The sequence below is a fragment of the Mucilaginibacter sp. P2_D11 genome, assembly GCF_056404435.1.
This window is the reverse complement of record NZ_JBFUEA010000009.1, coordinates 274978-301707: the sequence shown is the minus strand read 5'-3', so window position 1 is coordinate 301707 and position 26730 is coordinate 274978. Positions and strand designations below refer to the sequence as shown.

At 45.9% G+C, this 26730-nt stretch carries 12 protein-coding genes; 10 read left to right on the top strand and 2 right to left on the bottom strand.

From position 1 onward, the window contains the following. The 5 genes from AC1DXC_RS16360 to tkt all read left to right on the top strand — a co-directional run. On the top strand, positions 1–631 hold a 631-nt coding region (locus AC1DXC_RS16360; protein WP_477460234.1), incomplete at its 5' end, for a sodium:solute symporter family transporter. A 78-nt stretch (positions 632–709) separates the two neighbouring features. Continuing rightward, positions 710–1948 (top strand): mannonate dehydratase, encoded by a 1239-nt coding sequence (gene uxuA, locus AC1DXC_RS16355; RefSeq protein ID WP_477460233.1) that lies wholly within the window; start codon positions 710–712, stop codon positions 1946–1948. Between the two features lie 44 nt (positions 1949–1992). Continuing rightward, positions 1993–4173 carry an alpha-glucuronidase family glycosyl hydrolase gene (locus tag AC1DXC_RS16350; protein WP_477460232.1) on the top strand — a complete coding sequence of 727 codons (2181 nt, stop codon included), beginning with the start codon at positions 1993–1995 and terminating at the stop codon, positions 4171–4173. Between the two features lie 31 nt (positions 4174–4204). After that, the gene (locus AC1DXC_RS16345; protein ID WP_477460231.1) at positions 4205–5305 is read left to right on the top strand and encodes a glycoside hydrolase family 43 protein; all 1101 of its coding nucleotides are present in this window, start codon (positions 4205–4207) and stop codon (positions 5303–5305) included. Positions 5306–5323: 18 nt separating this feature from the next. Next, on the top strand, positions 5324–7330 hold the full coding sequence (tkt, locus tag AC1DXC_RS16340; RefSeq protein WP_477460230.1) for a transketolase: 2007 nt from the start codon (positions 5324–5326) through the stop codon (positions 7328–7330). Positions 7331–7445: 115 nt separating this feature from the next. On the opposite strand, the gene AC1DXC_RS16335 is transcribed toward tkt, so the two are convergent. Beyond that, entirely contained in the window at positions 7446–11621 is a 4176-nt protein-coding gene (locus AC1DXC_RS16335; protein WP_477460229.1) for a hybrid sensor histidine kinase/response regulator transcription factor, read from the bottom strand. Positions 11622–12140: 519 nt separating this feature from the next. On the opposite strand from AC1DXC_RS16335, the gene AC1DXC_RS16330 reads away from it, so the two are divergent. The 5 genes from AC1DXC_RS16330 (at position 12141) to AC1DXC_RS16310 (ending at position 23562) form a co-directional block, all read left to right on the top strand. Beyond that, a complete protein-coding gene (locus AC1DXC_RS16330) occupies positions 12141–14096 on the top strand; it encodes a sialate O-acetylesterase (protein WP_477460228.1) in 1956 nt (651 codons plus the stop codon). Between the two features lie 787 nt (positions 14097–14883). Beyond that, the gene (locus AC1DXC_RS16325) at positions 14884–18006 is read left to right on the top strand and encodes a SusC/RagA family TonB-linked outer membrane protein (protein WP_477460227.1); all 3123 of its coding nucleotides are present in this window, start codon (positions 14884–14886) and stop codon (positions 18004–18006) included. 18 nt (positions 18007–18024) lie between these two features. After that, positions 18025–19848 carry a RagB/SusD family nutrient uptake outer membrane protein gene (locus AC1DXC_RS16320; RefSeq protein WP_477460226.1) on the top strand — a complete coding sequence of 608 codons (1824 nt, stop codon included), beginning with the start codon at positions 18025–18027 and terminating at the stop codon, positions 19846–19848. Positions 19849–20262: 414 nt separating this feature from the next. Next, the gene (locus AC1DXC_RS16315) at positions 20263–22149 is read left to right on the top strand and encodes a tetratricopeptide repeat-containing sensor histidine kinase (RefSeq protein ID WP_477460225.1); all 1887 of its coding nucleotides are present in this window, start codon (positions 20263–20265) and stop codon (positions 22147–22149) included. A gap of 204 nt (positions 22150–22353) precedes the next feature. Next, positions 22354–23562: an endo-1,4-beta-xylanase gene (locus AC1DXC_RS16310; RefSeq protein WP_477460224.1), complete on the top strand. Its 1209-nt coding sequence runs from the start codon at positions 22354–22356 to the stop codon at positions 23560–23562. A gap of 543 nt (positions 23563–24105) precedes the next feature. Here the strand turns inward: AC1DXC_RS16310 and AC1DXC_RS16305 are convergent. Then, the gene (locus AC1DXC_RS16305) at positions 24106–26568 is read right to left on the bottom strand and encodes a glycoside hydrolase family 95 protein (protein WP_477460223.1); all 2463 of its coding nucleotides are present in this window, start codon (positions 26566–26568) and stop codon (positions 24106–24108) included. Between the last annotated feature and the right edge of the window lie 162 nt (positions 26569–26730).

The window sequence follows — 26730 nt, the reverse complement described above, 5'->3', positions numbered from 1 at the left end:
TTTAACGGCCGCAGTAGTAGCTTCGCTGGCCGGCAAAGCCAATAGTATAGCTACCATCTTTACGTTGGATATCTACAAGAAGAAGATCCGCAAAGATGCTACCGATCACCAACTGGTGGTAGTAGGCAAGATTACCGTAGTAGTGGCCATGATACTGGGCGTAGCGATATCGCCATTCCTGGGCATCGACAAAAAAGGCGGCTTCCAGTTCATACAGGAGTACACCGGCTTTGTATCGCCGGGTATCTTCGCCATGTTTATCCTGGGCTTCTTCTGGAAGAAGGCATCATCCAATGCGGCATTGTTTGCCACTATCGGCGGCTTCGCGTTCTCGGTATTCTTCAAATTCCTGCCCAAGATGGTTGATTTGACCTCACTTGCAGCAAGCGGCTTCTCTTATAAAAATGCTGAAAGCGGCCTGTACGAGATACCATTCCTGGACAGGATGGGTTTCGTATTCGCCATTTGCGTGGCAGGTATGGTGATCATCAGCTTGATCGATGCAGCCAAAGGCAAAGAAACCAATGGCCTGGAGATAGATGCCAAAATGTTCAAAACATCGAATGCTTTTGCGGTTGGTGCTATGCTGGTTTGCGGCATACTGGTGGCCTTATATACAATATTTTGGTAATAAAGCGGCCTGATAATGCATCGGCTTCGCGCGGCTGCGAATTGAACGGCGCTATATACACCCCTTATTTTGAAAGATATGATACCAAATCTAAAACAAACATTCCGCTGGTTCGGCCCTAATGACCCGGTAACTTTACAGGCCATCAGGCAAACCGGCGCAACCGGCATTGTTTCGGCCCTGCATCACATTCCCTGTGGTGTGGTTTGGGGTATTGATGAAATACGTGCCCACCAAACCATTATTGAGACAGCCGGTTTTGATTGGACCGTTGTGGAGAGCGTAAACATACACGAGTCGATCAAAACCGGAGCGTCCGGACGCGATTGGTATATTGACAACTATCGGCAAACGCTGGCCAATCTCAGTAAAGCCGGCATTGGTACGGTGTGCTATAACTTCATGCCGGTGCTCGACTGGACACGCACCCATCTCGATTACCGGTTGGCCAATAACGCATCTGCTTTAAGGTATGAAGCGGCTGCGCTGGCTGCATTCGACCTTTATATCCTGCAACGGGAGGGAGCATATGCCGAATTCAATGCCGATCAGCAACTGGCCGCAAAGCGTTACCTGGACAAGTTAACAAGCAATGAGATAAGCCAGCTAACAAATACCATATTGGCGGGTTTGCCCGGAACCGACGAGGTGTTTACCATTGAGGAATTTAAGGAGCACTTGAAAAGATTCAGCGATGTTGACGCAACGAAGTTGAAAGAAAACCTGGCTTATTTTTTACGCGCCATTATACCCTACGCGGAAGAATACGGCATAAAAATGTGTATCCATCCCGACGATCCGCCGTTCCCGATATTGGGCTTGCCGAGAGTGGTATCTACTGAAAAAGACCTGAAAGACGTAATTGACGCGTATCCTTCGGCCAATAATGGCATCACTCTTTGCAGCGGCTCGCTTGGTGCACGTGAAGATAATGATATTCCGGGCATTATAAAGCGTTTAGGGAGTCACATACATTTTCTGCATTTGCGGAATGTGCAGCGCGAAGCAGACGGAAGTTTTTACGAAGCTGACCATTTGGGGGGGAGTACGGATATGTTTGAGGTGATGAAAGCAGTGGTAACAGAACAGGCCAGGCGGCAGGAGGCCGGACGATATGATGCTGAAATACCCATGCGGCCCGACCATGGACATAAAATACTGGACGACTTTAAGTACAACACTTATCCCGGGTATTCAATAATTGGGCGATTAAAGGGATTGGCAGAATTGCGGGGCCTGGAAATGGGCGTAAAGCAATCATTGCTCTTTTTAAATCAATTATTAGGAATAGACTATAGGAAAGAATATTTCCATTAATTTTTTTATCTGCGTATAGATGCCTGCGGGCACCCAGTATCTAAATGATGACAAAGAACCTGCTGATTAAGCGATTGGTGCTATTATTTGCAATTTTGCAAATTGCCGGTAATGTTTATGCTGATGACGGGTACAAGCTTTGGCTTGGCTATAACGCCGTGGCCGATAAAAAACTGGCCGCTAAATATAAAGCGCAGCTGGCTCATGTGAAATTTGCAGGCACTACACCTTCGCTTAACGCCGCCCGCGAGGAACTGCTAACCGGGCTGCAAGGTACCCTGGCGCTGAAGCCTCAAATTAGTGAAAAAATCGAATCTCCCGCGTTGCTGGTGGGTATCGCTTCAACTATAAACCTGCCGGGAAGATTTTTTTCCTCGAGCGAACTGGATAAAACCGGCAGCGAAGGGTATCTCATTAAAACAGTAATCATCAACAGTAAAAAGTGTATTATTATTACGGCTCAAACCGATGTTGGGGTTTTGCACGGCGTTTTTGGTTTTCTAAAGTTGCTGCAAACGCAGCAAAGCATCGATGCCTTGAATATTTTGGAGTACCCGCGTATCATGTACCGGGTGTTGGATCATTGGGACAACCTTAACCGCACCGTGGAACGCGGCTATGCAGGATCGTCTATTTGGAACTGGCATAAGCTGCCGGGTTATATCGACCAGCGCTACATTGATTATGCACGGGCCAGCGCTTCGGTTGGGATAAATGGCTCGGTAGTGAATAATGTAAACGCCAACGCGCTGATGCTGACACCGGAATACTTAGAAAAGGTAAAAGCACTGGCAAACACCTTCAGGCCCTATGGCATAAAGGTGTATTTGTCGGTTAAATTTAGCAGCCCGATTGATATAGGCGGGCTTAAAACCGCCGATCCGCTCAACGCGCAGGTAATTCAATGGTGGAAAGATAAGGCGGACGAAATATACCGCACTATTCCGGATTTTGGCGGTTTCCTGGTGAAGGCTAATTCAGAAGGGCAGCCCGGCCCACAAGCCTACGGGCGCAGCCATGCGGATGGTGCTAACATGCTTGCTGATGCATTGTTGCCCCACAATGGTATTGTAATGTGGCGGGCATTCGTATATGACAACAACGTGCCTGACGATAGGGCCAAGCAAGCCTACAATGAGTTTAAGCCGCTCGACGGGCAGTTCAAAAAAAATGTAATTATACAGGTGAAGAACGGGCCGATAGATTTTCAGCCCCGCGAGCCGTTCCACCCCTTATTTGGCGCTATGCCTAATACCCCGCTCATGATGGAGTTCCAGCTTACGCAAGAGTACCTGGGGTTTTCTACAAATCTGGTTTACGAAGCGCCGCTGTTTAAAGAATGCCTGGAATCTGATACCTATGCGATGGGGAAAGGCTCTACAGTGGCTAACGTAATTACCGGCAAGTATAATGCAAAACTCGTCACCGGGATGGCGGGCGTGGCTAATATAGGCTCAGACATCAATTGGTGCGGGCATCCATTTGCCCAGGCAAACTGGTATGCCTTTGGCCGGCTTGCGTGGAACCCGGATTTATCATCGGCCGATGTAGCGTCCGATTGGTTGAAGATGACTTTTACGAACAATCGGGCTTTTGTAGCCCCCGTAACAGCGATAATGCTGCAATCGAGGGAGACAGCGGTAAACTATATGACGCCGCTCGGGCTTCACCACATCATGGGTGTTAACACGCATTATGGCCCGGGGCCATGGGTGGATAACGCAGGGCGTGCAGATTGGAACGCTACTTATTACCACAAGGCAGATTCGGCAGGTATTGGTTTCAACCGCAGCAGTACGGGCAGTAACGCGGTAGCGCAATATCAACCGCAGGTAAGGGAGCAGTTTGAAAATCTGGCCACTTGCCCGGATGAATATCTGTTATGGTTCCACCATGTAGGGTGGGATTATAAGATGCGTTCGGGGGCTACTTTGTGGGATGAATTGGTGCGTCGATATTACATAGGGGCAGATGCTGTTAAACAAATGGAGCTCACCTGGAATAAAATGGTGCCTTATGTAGATAAGGAACGGTTTGAGTCGGTTAAACAGTTGTTAGCTATTCAATATGACGAAGCTACGACCTGGCGTAATTCCTGCGTGTTATACTTCCAAACATTTTCCAAAAGGCCAATACCATCCCAATACCCAAAGCCGGATAAACCCCTGAGTTTTTATAGGGACCGGAAATTTTTGCTCGCACCCGGTATAGGCGGAAATCAATAAATAATTAAACCAAGCTATAAATTATAAACTCATGAACCAGTTATCAACCAAAGCAAAGCCGTTTTTAATGCTGCCAATTGTTTTATGTTCGCTCTTAGCGTGCCATTCACCAGAGCAGAAAGCAGGCACCGCAGCTACCGATACCACGAAAGTAAAATTCCTTACCGAGCCGCTAATTAGTAACATATACACTGCGGATCCCTCGGCCCACGTATTTAACGGGAAAATTTACATATACCCTTCGCATGATATTGATGCAGGGATAAAAGAAAATGATAATGGCGATCACTTCGCCATGAAAGATTACCACATCTTGTCGATGGATAGTATCGGCGGCAAGGTTACTGATGAAGGCGTAGGATTAGATATTAAAGATATACCATGGGCCGGCCGGCAGCTTTGGGCACCGGATGCGGCGTATAAAAACGGCACTTACTACTTATATTTCCCCGTAAAGGACAAGCAAGATGTATTCAAAATTGGGGTGGCTACTTCAAAGCAACCTCAAGGCCCATTTAAAGCAATGCCCGAACCCATAGCCGGCAGTTTCAGTATAGACCCTGCCGTTTTTACGGATACAGATGGTAGTTCATATATGTATTTCGGCGGTATTTGGGGTGGGCAGTTGCAGCGCTGGGCCACAGGTAAATACGAAAGCAATGGCTCTAAAACCGATTTGCAGCAAGATGATAAACCGGCAATAAGCTGCAGGGTAGCCAAACTTAAAGGGAATATGACGGAGTTTGATGGGGATGTAAAAGATGTCGTTATCCTTGACAGCCTTGGCAAACCTTTATTGGGCAAGGATCATAACAGGAGATTCTTCGAAGGATCGTGGATGCATAAGTATAACGGCAAGTACTACTTTACCTATTCTACCGGCGATACGCACCTGCTCTGCTATGCCATTGGCGATAGCCCGGTTGGGCCGTTTACCTACAAAGGTGTATTTATGAAGCCTGTACAAGGATGGACCACGCACCACTCTATCATAGAAGTTAAAGGCAAATGGTATATCTTTTACCACGATACCGAAATATCCGGCAAGACACATTTAAGGAACGTAAAAGTAACCACACTTGAACATGAGGCCGACGGTTCAATAAAACTGATTGACCCCTTTATAAAATAGATGAATTTTAATACAATAATGGAAAAACCAAATCAAGCACTCGAGACATTAGCAATAGATACCGTAAGGGTACTTTCTGCAGATGCCGTACAAAAAGCAAACTCAGGCCACCCGGGCACGGCAATGGCACTGGCGCCCATGGGCCACGTATTGTGGACCAAATTTTTAAATTACAACCCCAAGAACCCCGATTTCGCGAACCGCGACAGGTTTATCCTTTCTGCAGGCCACGCCTGTATATTGCAATATAATTTCCTGTACTTAACAGGTTACGATTTGAGTTTAGACGACATCAAGGCATTCCGCCAGATGAACAGCAAAACCGCCGGTCACCCGGAATACGGTTTGGCACCCGGCGTTGATGTTACTACAGGCCCATTAGGCCAGGGTTTTGCTAATGGCGTAGGTTTTGCCATCGCGCAAAAACATTTGGCAGCTCGCTACAACAAACCGGGTTTCGACCTTTTCAACTATAACGTTTATGCCATCGTGAGCGATGGCGATATGATGGAAGGTGTAACCTCAGAAGCAGCTTCTTTAGCTGGTCATCTGCAGTTAGGCAACCTGATTTACTTATACGATGATAACCACATTTCTATAGAAGGTAGTACCGATATCGCCTTCAACGAGGATGTTAGCGCGCGCTTCCGCTCATACGGCTGGCATGTGCAGGAAATTGCTGATGTGAACGATACCCACGCTTTAGAGCTGGCTTTGATCAATGCAAAATCCGAATCGCAGAAACCATCGCTTATCCGTGTACGTTCGCTCATCGCTTACGGTAGCCCAAACAAATCGGGCACTGCAGGTTCGCACGGTTCGCCACTGGGTGCCGATGAGATAAAACTGGTGAAAGAATTCTTCGGTTTCGACCCGGAGAAATCGTTCAACGTTCCTGCCGAAGTGCTGGAATACTACCATGCCAAAGGCGCACGCGGCGAAAAAACCGAAGCCAAATGGAACGAACTGTTTGCTAAATACAAAGCGAAATTCCCGGAACTGGCTGCCGAATACGAAACCGCAGCATCAGGCGAACTGCCTGCAGGTTGGGCCGATAAACTGCCAACCTTCAAAGCATCCGACCCTAAAATGGCAACCCGCCAGGCATCGGGTAAAGTGCTGAATGCAATCGCTGCAGGCCTGCCAAACTTAATTGGTGGTGCAGCGGATCTGGCTCCCTCTACCGAGACTAACTTAAAAGAATACGATTCCTTCACCTCGGAAAACCGTGCAGGTCGCAACTTCCACTTCGGTATCCGCGAGCATGCCATGGGTTCGGCCCTTAACGGTATGTCGCTTACAAAAGGCGTGCTGCCGTTTGGTGCAACCTTCCTGCAATTTGCCGATTATATGCGCCCGCCGATACGCTTGGCAGCCATTATGAAGATCAGCCCGATATTCGTTTACACCCACGATAGTATCGGTTTAGGTGAGGATGGTACTACCCACCAGCCGATAGAGCATCTGGCAACATTGCGCGCTATTCCTAATGTAACCGTTATCCGCCCGGCAGATGCCAACGAAAGTTCATTCGCCTGGAAGGTAGCCATAGAGAAAAAAGGCGGCCCGACTGTATTGATATTCACCCGCCAGGGATTGCCAATCCTCGATCAGGATAAATATGGCAAAGCATCGGGCGTAGAAAAAGGCGCTTACGTATTATCAGAAGCCAGCAAAGGCATTGACCTGATACTACTGGCAACAGGTTCTGAAGTAGCGTTGATTATGGATGCGCAAGCCAAACTGGAAGCAGAAGGCATCTCAACCCGCGTGGTGAGCATGCCATCATGGGAGCTGTTCGAGGCGCAGGATGCTGTCTACAAAGAATCGGTACTGCCTAAAGCAAGCCGCAAGCGTTTAGCTGTAGAAATGGCATCCCCAATGGGCTGGCACAAATACACTACCGACGAAGGCGATACCCTGTGCATGACCACCTTCGGCGAATCAGCCCCGGCAGAAGATCTGTACAAACACTTCGGCTTTACGGTAGATAACGTAGTTAACAAAGCGAAAGCACTTTTGTAATATAGATATGAGACGTGAGATTTGAGATATGAGATTAGCTTCGACGCTGGTTTCCTGTCTCAAATCTCATATCTCACTTCTCAAATCTCTCAACTTCGGCGCATGCCAAAATCCCTCATTCATTCATCGCAAAAGAAGATGAAGTTTTAGGGCGTTGCACCCTTTTATTCGTTTGGTATTCTGAAGGCAGGATGCCGAACTTGCTTTTAAACGTCCTCGAGAAATAGCTTGGCGTTCCGAAACCAGTCATGTAGGCTATCTGGGCTACGTTATAGTCGCTCGTTTCCAACAGCGCCGCTGCCTTTTCTAATTTCACCTGGCGGATGTATTCTACAGGCGTGCATCCCGAAAGTTCCAGCAATTTATAATACAACGATCCCCTGCTCATGCCCACATGTTTGCTTAGTTTCTCAACAGACAGTTCCGGGTCGTTCAGGCCGTTTTCAATACATTCCATCACTTTATTCATCAACTTTACATCGGCCGATTCCGATTCGATTTGATTGACTTTGAATTGGATGTGTTTGGAGTATGTCTCTTTCAGGCTGCTGCTCATGATAAGCAGGTTGCAAATTTTAGTGTACAAAATTTGGAAGTTGAACGGTTTGGTGAGGTAGTCGTTCGCCCCGGAGCGGAGTCCGTCCAATTGTTCTTTCTCCTTTGCCATTGCGGTGAGCAATATAACCGGAATATGACAGGTGCGTTTATCCGATTTTATTTTCTGGCTCAGCTCAATGCCATTTACATGGGGCATGCCAACATCGCTAACCACCAGATCCGGGTGAAGGCTCAATGCTTTTTGCCAGCCCTGTTTGCCATCGGGCGCTTCTAAAATGTGGAAATATTGCTTTAAGTGCTGAGCAAGGTAATAACGGAATTCATCGTTGTCTTCCACTAGCAGCACGGTAGCCATATTAGTGCTCCGTTCGGCCTCATCATCTGCATGCGATACCTCAACGGTTTCGCTGCTCAGGATGGACGATTGCGGTAAGTTTGTTTCCGGCTCATCTGCCACAGAAAGGGCCGGTAGTAGGGGTAGCGTGATCACGAAGTCGCTGCCTTTGCCGCCGGCGCTCTTGGCGCAGATACTGCCCCCGTGTAGCTCTATAAATTCTTTTGTGATAGCGAGGCCAATACCCGACCCCTGGTTCATTATTGAACCTTTTCGGACCGACTGATAAAAGCGATCGAATATTTTAGTGGTATCATTTTCAGCGATGCCGATGCCGGTGTCCGAAACGGTTAAATTCAATACCGGCTGCGTGGTATCTACGCCGGAAATGTTTATGCCAATGGTTACGCAGCCTCCGCCTGGCGTAAACTTAAACGCATTGGATAGCAGATTGAATATTACACGCTCCATTTTGTCGCAATCGAGCTGCGTGGCCCATGATTTTTGATTGGTATCTATTTTAAGCATAATATGCTTATTCTCAGCTATGTCGCGAAACGATTCGGTACACTCCACAATAAAGCTGACAATATCGCCGGGCACCAGGTTCAGTTGTAGCTCCTGCTCCTCCATTTTACGGAAATCGAGCAGCTCATTAACCAGGTTAAGCAGCCGTTTGGCATTCCGGTTAATCATTTTCAAATGACCAAAATCCTCGGCCTCAAAACCTCGATTCATTAATCTGTCTACAGGGGCCAGGATAAGTGAAATGGGTGTCCTGAACTCGTGGCTCAGGTCGGTGAGTATTTTGATTTTAACACGATCGAGCTCATGCAATCGTTCCGCTTCGAGGCGTTCCCGTTCAATTAATTCCTTTGCCCTTGATTTTTCCTGCGCTACTTCAAACTCGTTCCGCAATTTCCGGATACCCTGCCTGCGGATTAGCAATAAAATTGCCGTAGCAGCCAGCAGATAAAACAGATATGCGTATATAGTACGCCAAAATGGCGGCAATACCACTATATTTATTTGACTTGGTGTATTATTCCAACCATTTTCATTCTTGCTCGACATCACCTGGAATACATAGTTCCCTGGGTCGAGATTAGTATAATTTGCAGTCCGGGCTTTGTTAACATAGTTCCAGCCTTTGTCGAATCCCGAAAGCCTGTATGCATAAAGGTTCTGCCTTGGCGAGGCATAGTCGACCGCTACATAGTTGATGGAGAAGTTTTCGCCATATTTAAGTATTATTTCTTTGGCATTACTCAGCTGCTGGTTGATAGGGGAGTTTGCTGAAGGCGCTATGGATAGATTATTTACTTTGAGCCCGCTGAATATTACTTTGCCGGGAACAGAAGATGGCGGGAGTTTTTCGGGATTGAAGTAATTAAAGCCATCTTCCCCCCCAAAAAACAATTCGCCACTGCTGGTTTTTATGGCGGAGCCAATTAAGAATGCACCTTGTTGAATGCCATTTTCCGCCGTGAAGTTCCTAAAGGTACTTTTGGCGCGATCGAAGGAGACGATCCCCCTGTCGGTACTGAACCAAAGCATGCCTGCGTTATCTTCAACAATGCTTTTAATAAAGCCGTTGGTCAATCCTTCGGGCTCTTTAAACGAATGGAAGCGGTTGGTTTTTGCGTTGAAAAAGCTGATGCCATCATTGGTGCCTACCCATAGGGTGCCATCTTTAGCGATCAGGGTGGCCGAGATTACGTCATCGGCTAATCCGCTGTTGGCTTTGGTGTAATGGGTAAGGTTACCATTTGCAGCCTGGTAAACGGCAATGCCTGTACCGGCAGAGCCTATCCATATATTACCATTGGGTGCCATGGTTAACGACTGTATAAAATCATTCAGCGGCAAATCGTGAGGAAAACCGGCACTCGCCCGTCGGTTCAAATTAGAGAACGCGTTGGTGGTTTTATCATATACGTCGATCCCATGGCCAATAGTGCCGAACCACAATCTGCCATTTTTGTCTTCAATAATCGCAGTGACGTCATTAGAACTGAGCCCCTTAAGGCCGGCGTTAGAGGTAAATTGCTTAAATGTTCCGCTTTGCGGATCGATACAAAAAACCCCATGATGATAGGTGCCGGCCCATAGCTTCCCGTTTCGGTCCATATGGAGTGACAGAATTGTCGGCTTTACCGATCCGTCGAGCCTGCTTGTTAGCTTATAAGATGTAAACAGCCCGGTGGCGCGGTCAAAAAGTTCCAGTCCGCCACCATCTGTGCTTACGAAGATTTTTCCGGGCTGATATTCGGCAAAAGCAGTTACGAAAGGTGCTGCCAGGCCTCTTGGGTCGAAAGGGTTGCTTTGTTTGAGGTTGAAAAGTGCCAGATGCTTGTTATATTTACTTACACCACCACCAAAGGTGCCTATCCAGTAGATGCCGTCCGGGTCTATAAATACACTCCTGATAGATTTGCTTTTTAAGCTGAACATATTGCGTGGATCCGGCCGCAGCTGCTTAAACGCGCAGGTAGATAAATTCAATACAGTTACGCCGTCCTCGGTGCCTATCCAAAGGTCGCCCTCTTTGGTGGCGGTTAAGGCGAATATGGCGTTGTTGCTCAACGAATTGGTGATTCCTTTCGCACATTTATACACGGCGAATTTTCCGGGCGATACTTGTTTGTTAAGGCCATCGAAAGTGCCCAGCCAAATGTTCCCCTTCGCGTCTTCCGTTATCGATTTGATGACATTATTACTCAGGCTCGTTGTATCTGTTGGGTTATGTGCATACCTGCTTATTTTGCGGGTGGCGTGGTTATAAAAATAAGCGCCATTATTGGTACCTACCCACATGTTTTGGTTACTGTCTTCAAATAGTGAGATAGCAACAAAGCTTCCTGCTTCGGTTGTTTTTGGATAAGTAATCGGCAAACGGGTAGGGTGGCCTGTTTTGAGATTTATAATACGTAAATCGCCATAGGTTCCAACCCACAGGTTGCCGCTATGATCTTCAAATATCGTCCTGGCAGATATGGTAGGAAGTTCTTTCCAGGTGCCATCGCCGGTATATGTTTTAAAGCTGTCGAATTTCGTATCGTAATAGCAAAGCCCACCGGAGGCGGTACCAACCCAAAGCCTTCCGGTATGATCGGCAAATAACGACAATACCTCGTTAGATGGGAGGCTGGTTTTATCGCCCTGATGATGCCTGTAAACCGTGAAATTATTACCGTCATATTTACTTAAGCCATTAGTTGTGCCAAACCACATCAATCCATTCTGATCCTTAATAATAGCCGTGACGGTGTTTGCTGATAATCCTTCTTTCACGGTGATAGATGTGAAGTTCAGGTTATTCTGGCCGACAACAATCAGTGGGGTGCTCATCAAAATCAGGCATACCGCAAGGTTGCGTTTTATCAAATTCCACATCATAGTATATGAGTATATGTTTGGCCCTGCCCGACGATATCTGTTTTGCAACAGGTACGATCTTAGAATGGGTTAGTAAAAGATAATTGGTTATAACAAATATATTATTCTCACTCAATTTATTTACGAAAACATACAATAAAAGTATTTTAAATAACAATCGATTGAATGATTTATTGGTGGCCGTTTGTTTTCCATCTGAATCTTGATACTCCATTGCGTTTTAAACCCGGCTCTTTGATAGGAGGGAATACTGAAATTGGCTTTAAATGACCAATTCGAAATGTATTTGATTGTTTTTGATAAGGAGTTATCCGGAATAAATTCTTGCGCTACCAAACGCCAAGTATAGGATGAAGCGATAAAAGGAGATTTTACGGCTTTATGAATTATTGCTAAAAATTTCATGTGAGATATCAAAATAGATACTAAATTTACAATCGATTGCCAATATAAACTCGATTTTAAATTTTAGTTTTTGATTTTCCAACCCTTACGGTTTACTAAACAGACAGGAGGTTTATGAGAACATTTTTTGCCGTATTTATCGGTATGGTGGTAATATTATACACCGGGCAGTATGCCAACGCAACATTAAGGCTTCCGCAACTCGTTAGCGATGGCATGGTACTACAGCGCAATACCAATATAAAAATATGGGGCTGGGGAAGCCCCGGCGAGCGGGTAAAAATAGCTTTCAATGGAAAAACGTTCAAATCTATGGTGGGGGATGATGGCCAATGGAGCGTAACCCTTCCAAAAATGAAGGCAGGGGGGCCATATCAAATGCAGATAGATGGCAGCAACCATATTTTGTTAAAGGATGTGCTTATCGGCGACGTTTGGTTTTGTTCGGGACAATCTAACATGACCATAAAAATGGAACGGGTGAAAGAGAAATATCCCGAAGAGATAGCTAGTGTTGATTATCCGTTTATCAGGTATTTTTTTGTTGCTACCACCGCCGATGTGGAAAACCTTCACAGCGACTATCCTCCCGGCCGTTGGGTGGCAACTACAAAGCAAAACATACTGGAAATAGGTGCCGTTGCCTATTTTTTTGCAAAGCAGCTTTATGGCCGGTACCATATACCTATTGGCATCATTAATTCGAGTGTAGGCGGCACTCCTATACAAGCATGGATAGGAGAAAGCGGCATAAAAGATATCGGCACTTATGGCCAGCGGCTTGCCCAATTTAAGGATACCTCGTTTATGGCCGGAGTAGCCCGGGCCAAACAACGGGCTATCCCCTTGGATCCGGCCATTCAGGGGGAGGACAAGGGAAGTTCGGGCGCCGTTAAATGGTACGATCAGAGCTATATTCCCACTAACTGGCATAAGTTCTGGCTGCCGGGCTATTGGGCCGACCAGGGGGTTAAGGGGCTGAACGGCATCGTTTGGTTCAGGAAAGAAATAAACGTTCCTGTTGAGATGGCGGGTAAGGCAGCGAAGCTTTTCGTTGGCCGCATAATTGATGCGGATGAAACATATGTGAACGGCCAATTGGTGGGGAAAATCACCTATCAGTATCCTCCCCGCAGGTACGAAGTACCGGCAGGCTTGTTAAAAGCAGGGAAAAACGTAATAACAGTTCGTGTGACCAATTCGGCCGGGAAGGGTGGGTTTGTGCCCGATAAGCGCTATGAATTAACAGATGGTACTACAGTTATCGATTTGCGGGGCGACTGGCTTTACCAGGTTGGCCTGGCCTATCAGCCGCGCAGGAACGGAAGCAGAGGTGGTGCGCCATTTTCTGCTCAGGACGAGCCAACCGGCCTGTATAATGCCATGATAGCACCGGCAGTGAACTATGCCGTAAAAGGATTCCTTTGGTACCAGGGCGAAACCAATGTTGGGACAAAAAACTATGGGGAACTTTTAACCGCACTTATTAATAATTGGCGTAGTGCCTGGAAAGATGACTCCTTGCCTTTCCTGATGGTACAGTTGCCGAATTTTGGGGAAGTACAGTATTCCCCTGCCGAAAGTTCCTGGGCCGAGATAAGGGAAGCGCAGTTAAAGGCACTTGCTTTGCCGAACACCGCACTGGCAGTTGCTATAGATGCCGGCGAGTGGAATGATATTCATCCTCTAAACAAGAAAGACGTTGGAGAACGCCTAGCTCGCGCTGCAGAAAGGCTGGCATATGGCGACCGGCAAATAGTTGCATCCGGCCCCACTTTTAAATCTGCTGTTATTGATGATAACAAAATCGCGCTTGCCTTCACTGATATTGGAACCGGCCTGGTATCCAACAACGGAGAGCCGCTTTCTCAATTTGCAATAGCGGGCGAGGATAAGCAATTTGTATGGGCTGCTGCTATTATAGCGGGCGATAAGGTTATCGTATCGTCGCCCCTGGTCCAACATCCCTTATATGTACGTTATGGCTGGTCAGATAATCCGGAGGGTGCGAATTTGTACAACCGCGAGGGCTTGCCGGCTTCTCCATTCCGCACGGATACGCCTAAGTAAATTAAAAGCTATCGACGCCGCCTAAACAAAAAAGGACAGCCTCGCGCTGTCCCTTAACCAATTGACTAACCAAACAGAGGCAGGAGCCCCAAGGACAGGTTGTACATTCAATAATTTAAAATTGCTGATTAATAAAATGCGGGAATAGCTGTTTTCGCCATTTTTATACTACATATGTCAGTTGTGGAAGTTACATGGTCATCGACGGAATACATTTCACAGCATTATTTCACAAATCACTTTCACAAATAAACAGTTTGGCCCGCCACTATACCCTTATTAGTGGTACATGTTGTTCCGCCAGCCAACAAACTTCGCATAAGCATGTCTTTTGCACATTTGCAATATGATTTTTGCGATATGTGATATACCAATCCTCCGAAACCACAGAACTTAGCAGAAAGTCGAGGTTGAAAAACGCCGGGCTTCAACCAATTTTTTAACCAATACCAATTATTTTTTTTCTGACAGAATTATAACCTCTCTGTTTACGTCAAAAAATGCAATCGATTGCATTTTTAAAGAGGGTGATTCCATTAACTATACACCAAATAACCAATTATACGCATCAACAAAACCTGTTATGAGCCTATGAGCACCACGTAAAAAAGCAGAGGGTAAAATGTCAAGGACATGTAAGCCCTCGATAAGTAACTAACCAATATTAATGTGAAAGATTAAAGCGACCAAAAATGAATTTTGAAAATGACGGTGGCAACGATGCTTAGCAAGTCTGCTTCCGATGCTATCTGTCGGCTTTAATCATCAAATCCTTAGTAAATAAATTATGAAAAAATCAATACTAAACATTTATAACAAAGCGGCGCTCTTACTGCTTTTCAGTATTTTGACTTGCGCCACAGCTTTGGCACAAAGCAAAAAAATAACGGGTATTGTGTTTGATGAAAATAATCAACCACTGCCCGGGGCGACTATTAAGGCCCCAGCCGGAAAAGTTACTACCTCTACCGATGTAAACGGTAAATTTACGATTGAGGTGGCTAATGACGAGAAGTCGCTGGTAGTACAATTCGTAGGGTATTTAGACCAGGAAGTAGCCATAGGCAACCAGGCCAACGTCACCGTTCACCTTACCCCCAGTGCTAAAAACCTCAACGAAGTTATCGTGGTTGGGTACGGTACTCAACGCAGGAAAGATGTAACCGGCGCGGTGGTATCGGTTTCAGCAAAAACCTTAAGTGAAGTGCCCGCACCAAACCTTATAGATCAGTTAAAAGGCCGTACAGCCGGCGTTGATATAGTAAGCAATGGCGCAACTCCAGGAACCGGTGGTCAAATCCGTATTCGTGGTAACAGAACTATTACTACAGGCAACAACGATGGCCAGGACGGCCCTTTGGTAGTTTTAGATGGGATACCCTATCCCGGCAGCATTAATGATTTTGCCCCGGAAGATATAGCATCGATCGATATATTGAAAGATGCATCAGCCACTGCTATTTACGGTTCGCGTGGTGCGGGGGGCGTTATCCTGGTTACTACCAAAAGAGGGCGTGCCGGCAAAGCGGTTATATCTTACGATGCATACTACGCAACTGCCAGCGTGCTCGGGAAGTATAATGTATATGATGGTGCCGGTTACGCACAGTTGAAGCTTGATGCAGCGACTTACAATACGGCATCTCCGGGCACCAGCGCATACCCAATAACACCGGCCGAACAGGCCGCACTAACCGCAGGGGTTTCTACCGATTGGCAAGGACTAATTTACAGGAATGCGCCAACCCAAAGTCATCAATTAGCCGTTTCGGGCGGTAGCGATGCCACCCAATTCAATATCGCGGCCGGTTTCTACCGCCAGGATGGTATAATCGTTAATCAACGTTTTGATCGTGCCGATGTACGCACAACAATAGATCACCGTATTAGCAGCCACGTAAAAATTGGGCTTAACAGCATAAATACCTACCGTATTACCGCACTGCCGGGCGGCGGTGGCGTACCTGGCGGTTTGGTTAGGACCACGCCGCTGGCCCCACTCAGAAATGATGACGGTACAGTAAATCTTTTTCCTCAAATAGGCAGTATTGATGCTGCCGCAGTAAGCCCATACACGCTTATTACAAAGGCAAGTTCAATTTACGATCGTACCCGCCGTTACTCCACTTTTAATAGCTTTTATGGTGAAGTTAATATTTTAGAGGGCCTTAGGTACCGGGTAAATGTTGGTTTGAATTTTATACAGGAAAATGGAAACTCGTACAACGGTACATTAACCTATATAAATGGCAACGCATCTTTAAATAACGCGGCCCTCAACAATAACGAGCAATGGAATTACAATATCCAGAATTTGCTTTACTACAATAAAGCATTTAAAAAGCATAGGATAGATTTTACTGCGCTTTATGAAATAACTAAAGACCATAACAAGAACAGCAATTTCAACACCACAGGTGTGCCAACAGATTATATACGCAATTCTAACTTTAACCTTGCAAGCGGCACCATTAGCGGCGGAGGTAGTTTTAGCGAACAGGGTCTGCTTTCGTATATGGCGCGATTGGCTTACAGTTATGACGATCGTTATCTGTTAACCATTACAGGCAGGCGAGACGGGGCATCTTCTTTAGCTCCGGGCCATCAATGGTTTACTTACCCAGCTATCGGCCTGGGTTGGAATATCAGCAATGAAGCCTTCATGAAGAACGCCACTTTTGTCAATAACTTAAAACTAAGGGGAGGCTTCGGTATCTCGGGCAACAGGAACGTAGGTGCATATGCCACATTGGGAGGCCTAACCTCAACGGCTTATAATTTCGGCAGCTCGGGGCAACTGGCCTATACCGTTACCAGTTTGCCAAACCCTAATTTGAGTTGGCAGTCTACAGCACAAACCGATATCGGTTTAGATATCACTATATTGAATAACCGTATAACGGCCAATATTGATGTGTATCAGCAGAAGACCAAGGATATCCTCCTGCAGGTTAGCCTGCCGCCAAGCAGCGGTACCGGCAGTACTTTCCAAAACCTTGGTAAAACCGAAAGTAAAGGTTTAGAAATCAACGTGTCTACTATAAACGTTCAAACCAAAGGCGGCTTCACCTGGAGCACCGACTTTAGCTTTGCAATCAATAGAGAAAAAATTACGCAATTGACAAATCCGGGCCAGTTGAGCGATCCGGGAAACGGGTGGTTTGTAGGCCAGCCATTAAATGTTATTTATGATGTAAAGAAGATTGGCATATGGCAAACTTCTGATAAAACCGACGGAACCCTGGCGAAACAAACTTCTCCTGTTCAGTTCCCAGGTCAAATCAGGATACAGGATGTGAATGGCGATAACGTTATTAACGCCAATGATCGCCAGGTTTTAGGCAATTTTCAACCAAAATGGGTTGGCGGTTTTACCACTCGTTTTGCTTACAAAAGCTTCGACCTTTCTGCGATTTTTTATGCACGTATGGGCATGAAAGTGTTGTTGCCTTACTTTACTGCTGATGGCGGTGGCGCAGGGTTTCCTTTCTTCAACCAGGGCCGCGTTAATCAAATCAAAACAAATTACTGGACCACCACCAACCCAACCAATGATTTCCCTGCACCTGATGCCAGCACAGATCGTTTATTATTCGGCTCAACGCTGGGGTATTACGATGGTTCGTTCATCAAATGCCGCAGTATAAACCTGGGCTACGTTTTGCCAACCAAATTGATCAAGAAAATAGGTTTAAGCAATTTGCGCATTTACGCCAATGCAACTAATCCGTTCATCGTTTACTCGCCGATAGTAAGAGACCATTTGGCGCTCGATCCGGAAGGTAATGGATATGGCGGGTCGGTAAATAACAACGGCGGTAACGCAGCTGTAGCTGGCCGTGCTGTAAGTGTGAATCTTAATAACCCTTCTTACAGGCAGTTTACCATTGGTGTGAATGCTAAATTTTAAAATTAAAGAGATACTGATATGAAAACAAATAGAAAATTTGCTTGTGCTTTTTTAATTTTTACGGCACTTTTAGGCAATGGCTGCAAGAAAATACTGGAGGAGCATCCGCAGTCGAGCATCGTTCCTTCCTTTTTCAACACCCCTTCTGGCGTGCTAGGCGGAATAGCCGGAAGCTATGCGGCAATACGCGAGGCAACATATGGCACCGAAGGTTTTACCGCCGAAATGGATGCCGGTACTGATGATCATTTGGCTGGCGGTAGCGCAAGCGGCATACAATTATACACCTATAACGGCATAAATTCCAGCGTTGGCGGTGCCGGTTTTGGTGACGCTTACCGGGCTATAAATACTGTGAACGGCGTATTGCAATATGGGCAGAGCATCGATTTGGACGCCGCAACCCGTAAACAATACCTCGCCCAGGCTAAGTTTTTAAGGGCATTTTGGTATTTTTTATTAGTGCAAAAATATGGCGATGTGCCATTGCATACCGAATTTATTACGGTGCCTACAAAAGCAGATACAAGGGCCCCTGTTGCTGATGTTTATAAGGTAATTATACAGGATTTGACCGACGCAGCAGCAGATTTGCCGAATGTTCCAACAGCGCCTTTTACGGGTAAGGCAGCATGCAAGCCGGTCGCTCAGTTTTTATTGGCAAAGGCATATCTTACCAGAGGGTGGTTAACCAACAGCCAGCCAGATTTCCAGCAGGCATATACGATTTTGACGGGCCTTATAACCAATAAGGGAACTTATGGATGGGATTTATGGCAAGATTACGGAGACGCGTTTAATCCTGCAAATGATAACGGAAAGGAAACCATTTTTGTGAGCGATCATAACATCGACACTAAGTATGGCATTTACCCGCTTGGCCAGGCACAAGGCGGGGGGCCGTACAACCTGTTGCCCTGGTTTACAAATTTTAATTACCCCAATTTAAGTGGTATAAATTCATATGAAAACACCTCGGGCGGTTTGGTTACTACCGGCGCAGGCGCAATGGTACGCGATGTGCAATATGGACGGCCATACACCAGGACGAGGCCAAACACAGACCCCGTTAAAGCCGGCGCCAATGCCGGCAAGCGCTACGTGTTAGATCAGGCATTTGTTAATCGTGATGTGGATTCCCGCTACGAGAACACGTTCTACACCGCTTGGATATCTAACGTAGCTACAGCCAACACAGCCGGCACTGCAAATAATAAACGCGGAATTTCTTACACCATGGTACCTGGCTTAGATACCGGCATCTATATGCCGCCTTTCGATGTAGTGGGTGCCCCGCAATTTGTTGGAACAAGGCCATTTAAAGGCATCGTGATACCACCTAAGTACTGGAATAATAACATCTTTCCGTCGGTAAAAAAGTTTATGGACCCAAGCCGTGCCGCCGCCAACTTCAACGACCCCTCAACCAGGCCCGTTGTCATCTGGCGTTTTTCTGATGTTTATCTGTTGGCCGCAGAGGCTGCTTTTAAACTCGGCGATTTAACCAACGCAGCTAACCTGATCAATGTGGTTAGGCAGCGGGCTGCCTATCGCAAAACAAATACGTCGGCTCAGAATTTGGCCGCCGTGGCAGCGATGACTATTCAACCCGGTGATGTTACGCTCGACTTTATACTCGACGAACGTAGCCGCGAGTTCTTTGCCGAATGCCAGAGATGGCTTGATCTGGTGCGGACCCGCTCTTTAACCGCCAGGGTAAAAGCCTGGAACAACGAAGCGGCTCCCTACGTTAAGGACGAGTTTATGCTGAGGGCTATCCCGCAAAACGAAATTGATTTGGTTATAGAAGGGCCTAAAATGCCGCAAAATCCAGGGTATTAGCCTTGTTGATAGTATGATTTTACTGTCGATGTGAAATATAAAGAGGCCGTTCTGTTACCGAACGGCCTCTTTTTTGCATACGGGAATCATCAGGTTATTCCATATTCTCCAAAGCCTAATTATCAGGCATCTATTTAAGCCCTAAAAACGCATCTTTTATGGGTAAAATACGCTCCCTTATTTTTTCGTGATTTCATCACCACAACCTGTTTAAAAAACAGAAACAATACGTTTTTTAGCCAAAATACTCTTTTGGGGTTTTCTAAAGGAAAACACTATATTTTATTTATATGCACTTTAATTAATATGCCCACTTAACTCTATATTGCCAAGTGCAATTAATTATATTGTATGGGTAATTTGCGTATTATGCATAAGCTGTGTTTTTATATGCGTAGCGTTATTATATGTAGCGTGTTAATTATAGCGAGCGTGCCCAACTGTCTGGCCCAGACTGATCAAATAAAGGTGCTTGCCGCAAAACTCAATTCGGCCAAACACGATACCGACCGGGTAAATATCTATTATTCTATTTCCAGACAATATTGGGGTAAAAATGCCGACAGTGCCCTTTTGATGGCGCAAAAATCGCTTGTGCTTGCGCAAAAGATTCATTTCGAAAAAGGCATAGCACTGGCATACCTTGTAAAAGGGGTAGCCCTTGGCTACAAAGGGAAGTGGCCCGAGGCCCTGGCTTGTCATTTTGAGTGCCTGCGCATCAGCGAAAAGTTGGGGATGGAAGGGTTAAGCGGCAATGAATATGGTAATATCAGTGGCATGTACATCAGTATAGCCGATTATCAAAAAGCACTTTACTATAACCGGCAAGCTTACAGGATAGCCCTGAAACAAAATGACCCCACACACCAGGGTACAATGAACTTGTTGATAAACTTCGGCGAAATATTTAAGAAAAAAGGGCAGCCAGACTCATCCATAGCTTATAATAACCAGGCGCTGATCATCGCGGAACGAACAAAAAACGCGTTTACTACAGCTGTTGCACTGTATAACATTGGCGAAAACTATGTGGCCAAAAAGAGTTACCGGTTGGCGCAGGTTTATTTTTACAAGTCGCTTGCTATTTCACAAAAAAACGGCGATGATGAAGGTGTTGCTTATTGCCATGGCGGCCTGGCGCTTACCAGCTTTTATACGGGCAACAATAAAGCAAGTATGCTTTACGCGCAACAATGCCTGGCCGAAAGCAAAAAATCGGGTATAGTTGAACTGATTTCAATGGCTTATAACGTGCTTTACTTAACTAATCAAAAAAATGGCAGTTACAAGAAAGCGCTGCTTTATCGCAACCTTGAAATTGCCTTAAATGACAGCCTGAAAACTGCTGAAAAAGAAAAAGTTATACGGAATATACAATCGGGCTATGTACTGGAGCAAAAGCAACGACAAATTGATTTGCTGAATAAAGATAAGGTTATAGGGCAAAAAGAACTGGAACGGGTAAGGATACGGCGTGATTTATTAACGGCAGGGGCCATCTCATTACTCATATTTGCTTTTGTGCTCTTCAGAAATTATGTACAGAAACGAAAGCTTAGCGAGCAACTGGCCTTGCAAAATAAAGACATATCGGCGCAAAACCTGCAGCTGGAAGAACTGGTACATGTAAAAGACAGGCTATTTTCAATTATAGGACACGATTTGCGGGGGCCGATCCATACCATCAGCCATATGATGGATATGATAAAAGGCGATGATTTATCTGAAGAAGAAAGTAAGTTTTGGGTTGAGAAAATATCTGGTACACTTACAATAACCGCACATTTGGTCGAAAACCTGCTGTATTGGGCAAAAAGTCAGATGGATGGCATCCAGGCTAATCCCACCTGTTTTGATGTGCAAAAGGTGATTGAACAAAATGTAATCCTGCTGAAAGAGCGGGCTGCAGAAAAGAAAGTATTGGTAACAGGGGCGGAGCTCACCGGGCCCGAAACTGTTTACGGCGATGAAACAATGATTGATATTGTGATCAGGAATTTAGTAGAGAACGCTGTGAAATTTTCGGAAGCTGGTGACACCGTTACAGTGCGTGCCGAAAAAAGGGGCGCCTTTACCATCATCAATGTAAAGGACGACGGAAAAGGCATCCCGGAGGAAGCCAAAGCAAAAATATTTGATAAGTTTTCGTCATATACAACTTTTGGCACAGCCAGCGAAAAAGGCAGCGGGCTTGGGCTTTTATTGTGTAAAGAGCTTGTGGAAAAAAACAATGGTACCATATGGTTTGAAAGTAAGGCAGGCATCGGCAGCTCGTTTTATTTTAGTGTACCTTCGGTATAGCCGCCCCGGATCTAAGAAGCTGTTAAAAAAGGGTAATTGGAAAATGGTATAAGACGTGTCTCGGAGGCTGCTATGAACATAGCGACTGAACATTTGGAGGCTATATAAAACGAAATGTTGTATCCTGCTCAGGATAAAATGGCCACCTTGGTCATAAATACACCCGTATATATTGGTGTCGTTTTAATAGCATTAATTAAATATATGAGCTATCCTGAAATCGGTACAAAGCCAACAAAGGTATCGTTGGTAATTTGCCTGGCAATTTGTTTTGTCGCAGGCATCAATTGGTCTTATAAGCCTTACCACAAAGCCGCTGCAATAATTCGCCGGCAGCAGGATAACAAAGGCGAGAAAGGACTTAAGGATTATTACAAGAAATATTTTTCTATCGGAGTAGCGGTAAATATTGCCGCACTATCAGGCGACGAAGCAGATTTGATAAGCCGCGAATTTAACAGCGTTACGGCAGAAAACGACATGAAGATGGGGCCGATTCATCCCCGGGAAAATACCTACAATTGGCGTAATGCAGATTCTATCGTGAATTTTGCCATAAAGCATAACATCAGAGTTAGAGGCCACAATTTGCTCTGGCATGCGCAGGCACCTGCATGGATGTTTAAGGATAGTACCGGGAAACAGGTAAGCAAAGAGGTGTTGCTACAGCGCTTAAAAGACCACATTACAACCGTAGTAAATCATTTCAAGGGCCGGATATATGCCTGGGATGTGGTAAACGAGGCCATTGACGACAAGCCGGACAGCTATTTACGTAACTCTTTATGGTACAAGATATGTGGCGAAGATTTTATCCCCAAAGCTTTCGAATATGCCCACGCAGCCGACCCCTCCGTTGCGCTTTACTACAACGACTACAACAGCGAAGAAGAACCTAAAAGGGAGAAGATTTACCGGCTGCTGAAAAGCCTGATAGATGCAAAAATACCCATAACCGGCGTAGGTTTGCAGGGACACTGGAAACTAGATAACCCCACACCAGAACTGATAAGGAAGGCAATTGAACGATACGCATCCCTAGGATTAAAAATTCAGGTTACCGAGCTTGACATTACCGTGCGAAAACCCTTTAAACGTGATACCAGTATGGTAAACGGCGCGCGGCCAAGCATGCCGGTTGATTCGGGCTATACGCCCGACCTGGCCCGGCAACAGGAACAGCGCTACAAAGAAATCTTCGGGATATTCAGGGCGTACCGGAAGGTGATTACCAACGTTACCTTCTGGAACGTATCAGATCGTCATAGCTGGCTCGATGCAAGAAACGGGGGGCTTGCCGGGGGCGCAGCAGCTAGCGACGGTACCAGGCCCACCATCCGTAAAGCCTATCCTTTGTTGTTTGATGAGCATCTGCAGCGCAAGAAAGCCTATTACGCGGTGGTGGATTTTTAACAAACAAATTCACAGGCATTCTCAGAATTCCTGAATAAGGTATAAAAATGGAAGAGGTTGTGTTAATTGATTTTAATACAGCCTCTTGTTGTGTTATAAGGCCTGCAAAGTGCCTGGCCGACGTTCACGGTGTTCACGTGCGCGCGCGTGAACACCGTGAACGTTTTTTAAATAATTGTAAATCAACTATTTGTAATTTTGTGAATGGTGTCAAAATCGTGTCACCATCACTGTCACCGGCTAGCTTTAACCAAAGTTAGCTCTTTGGAAAACGCCTGATAGGGCCTGATGAGACCTAAATCTATGCGTGATGGATTCTGTTGTTGTTGCATCCTGGGTATATAACACTTTCAGGTACCATTCGCCTGTGTTGCTGATTGAACAGCCCAATAGTTTTTTTTTATTTGGCGACTGCAACGTAATCTTCTGGCTGTACAGGACTCCCGGGAGACAAGCTATGACCAGAAGCCCGATGATAATAGGTTTAAAAGTTTCATGTTAATAAAAATAGCCGGAAATACAAATGTTCAGCAAATCGCCCGATCATTTCCCAATCAGCGTGTAGGTTTTACCTGTTACAGTTTTAATATCGTAAAGTGTGCTCGGTGCCAGATTAACGCTTAGGTCTTTACCCGAAGGTTTGATTATAGGATCGGGTATGGTTGTTATACTATAAAATGGATTTGAATTTTTGCCACTCGCTTTTTTAAGCAGGCTGCCGGTTGCCGGTTGATTTAGCCGCAGGCGCAAGTTGCCGCCTACTTTTGAATGAATAACCAGGTGCGTTATTTTACCTTGATCCCAATCCATATCTACCACAAAACCGCCCCGGGCAACCAGTCCCTTTGCACTGCCTTCTTTCTTCCATACATCGGGTAAAGCAGGCAGCAGGTAAATAAAGCCATCATGGCTTTGCAGCAACATTTCGGCGATGCCCGATGTGCATCCGAAGTTACCATCAATCTGGAAGGGAGGGTGTGCATCAAACAGGTTGGGATAGGTGCCTCCGCCTCTGCCCGTAACCGGCGCAATTTGGTCTGTTATTAATTTGTAAGCATGATTACCATCGAGCAAACGCGCCCACAGGTTGATTTTCCAGGCCATCGACCAGCCTGTAGAAACGTCACCACGATACAGCATAGAATTTTTTGCCGCAGCGAACAGCTGCGGATTGCGGAACGGTGAGATTTGACTCCCCGGGAACATCCCATACAGGTGCGATACGTGGCGGTGATTGTCGGTAGGGGAATCCAGATCTTCCAGCCACTCCTGCAGTTGCCCATATTGGCCAACCTGCATCGGCGGTAGCCTCTTCCGGTAATTTAATAGGCTATCGCGAAAAGCATTATCTACTTTTAAATCAGCAGCAGCGTTTGCAACCAGGGTAAACAAGCCATAAACCAGTTGGTTATCCATAGTTGCGCCTGCCGTTACCGATACCTGTGTTTTACCGTTGATATATTCGTGCTCCGGGGAAACAGATGGCGATACCACCAGCCAGTTGTGCTCCTTGTCTTCCTGCAAAACGTCGATAAAATACACAGCGGCATCCTTCATTACCGGGTAGTATTTTTTAAGGAAATCCTTATCGCCGGTATATAAATAGTGTTCCCAAACGTGTTGGCAAAGCCAGGCATTTCCGGTTGGCCAAAGCCCCCAAAATGCCCCGTCGACCACGCCCGTCATTCGCCATATATCGGTATTGTGGTGCATAGACCATCCACGCGCGCCATACATAACCCGCGCAGTTTCTTTGCCGGTAACAGCCAAATCTTTAATCATATTGAACAGCGGCGTGCTTAGCTCTGGCAATTGGGTAACCTCGCTTGGCCAGTAGTTCATCTCGGTGTTTATATTAACGGTGTATTTGCTGTCCCAGGCACCCTTCAAATCGCCGTTCCAAATCCCCTGCAGGTTGGCAGGTTGTGAGCCCGGTTGAGACGATGATATAAGCAGATACCGGCCGAATTGAAAGTAAAGCTCGGCTAATTGTGGGTCGTTTCCTTGTGCGAAGTTTTTTATGCGCATATCTGTTGGCGCATCCGCTGCGGCGGTAGTGCCAATGTCCAATTTTACACGAGTATAATATTTTCGGTAAAATGCAGCATGTTTTACCAGCAACGCTGCGTAACTATTTTTGTAAGCTTTATTTAAGATTGCCCGCGCGCGAATCAGCGGGTCGGCACTAATATCATGGTAGTTGACGAAGTTAGTAGCTATCGATAGATAGATGATAGCAGTATCCGCACGGTTTACCTTAATACCCGATGTATCGGCAGTAAGCGAGCCTGCGGCCAATTTTACCCTGGTGATTACATTGAATTTTACCCGTCCTTTTTGATTTTCGTGATCGCTGCTCAGGCCGGAAAGAATCAGGTCGCCGTTAACAACTTCTTTGTTTGTGCTGAGCGGACTTTGAAAGGCTATGTTGCAGGTAATCATTTTAGGTTTATCGGCAGTAAGCCTAACCATTAATACGTTATTGGTAAACGACGTGAAATATTCGCGCTTATACTTTACACCATTATAAACATAGGTTACCGAAGCGGTAGCGTTTTCGATGTTAAGGTCTCTTTTATATTCACCCGTATTTTGATGCCCGGGGAAATTGATATACAAGTTACCTGCCAGTTGGTAAGGCATACCGCTATTGCCTTTTGGGCCCAATTGTTTATTGGCAACCAACTGGGCTTCCACGTATTTTTTTTGCGCCAGCAATGTGCGCACTTCGTCAATGTAGGGTCTTGCTGCCGAATCGATGTTATTGTTGGGGCCTCCGGCCCAAATTGTCGACTCATTTAGCTGCAGGCGTTCAAGCTGCGCATCGCCAAACACCATGGCTCCTATATACCCGTTGCCAATTGGTAATGCTTCGTTCCAGTTGGCGGCGGGCTTGTTGTACCATAAAATGTTTTTGCGTTGTGCAAAAACCGCAATGCTGCAGCATTGCAGAATACATACCGCAGCTAATTTTAAATAGTTACTGGTCATTATAAATTTGGGCATTGGGTCAGGATTAAGGGCAGTTGTTTTAAACTGTAAATGATTTTCGCCGTTAAAATCGGCTTTAGGTTATTTAATCCCACTAAATTAATTATTCTGCGCTAAAGCTGGTTGCCTATTTTGCAGGCCTTGACATTTATGTTAAAGACGTGTCAAATACTGTTA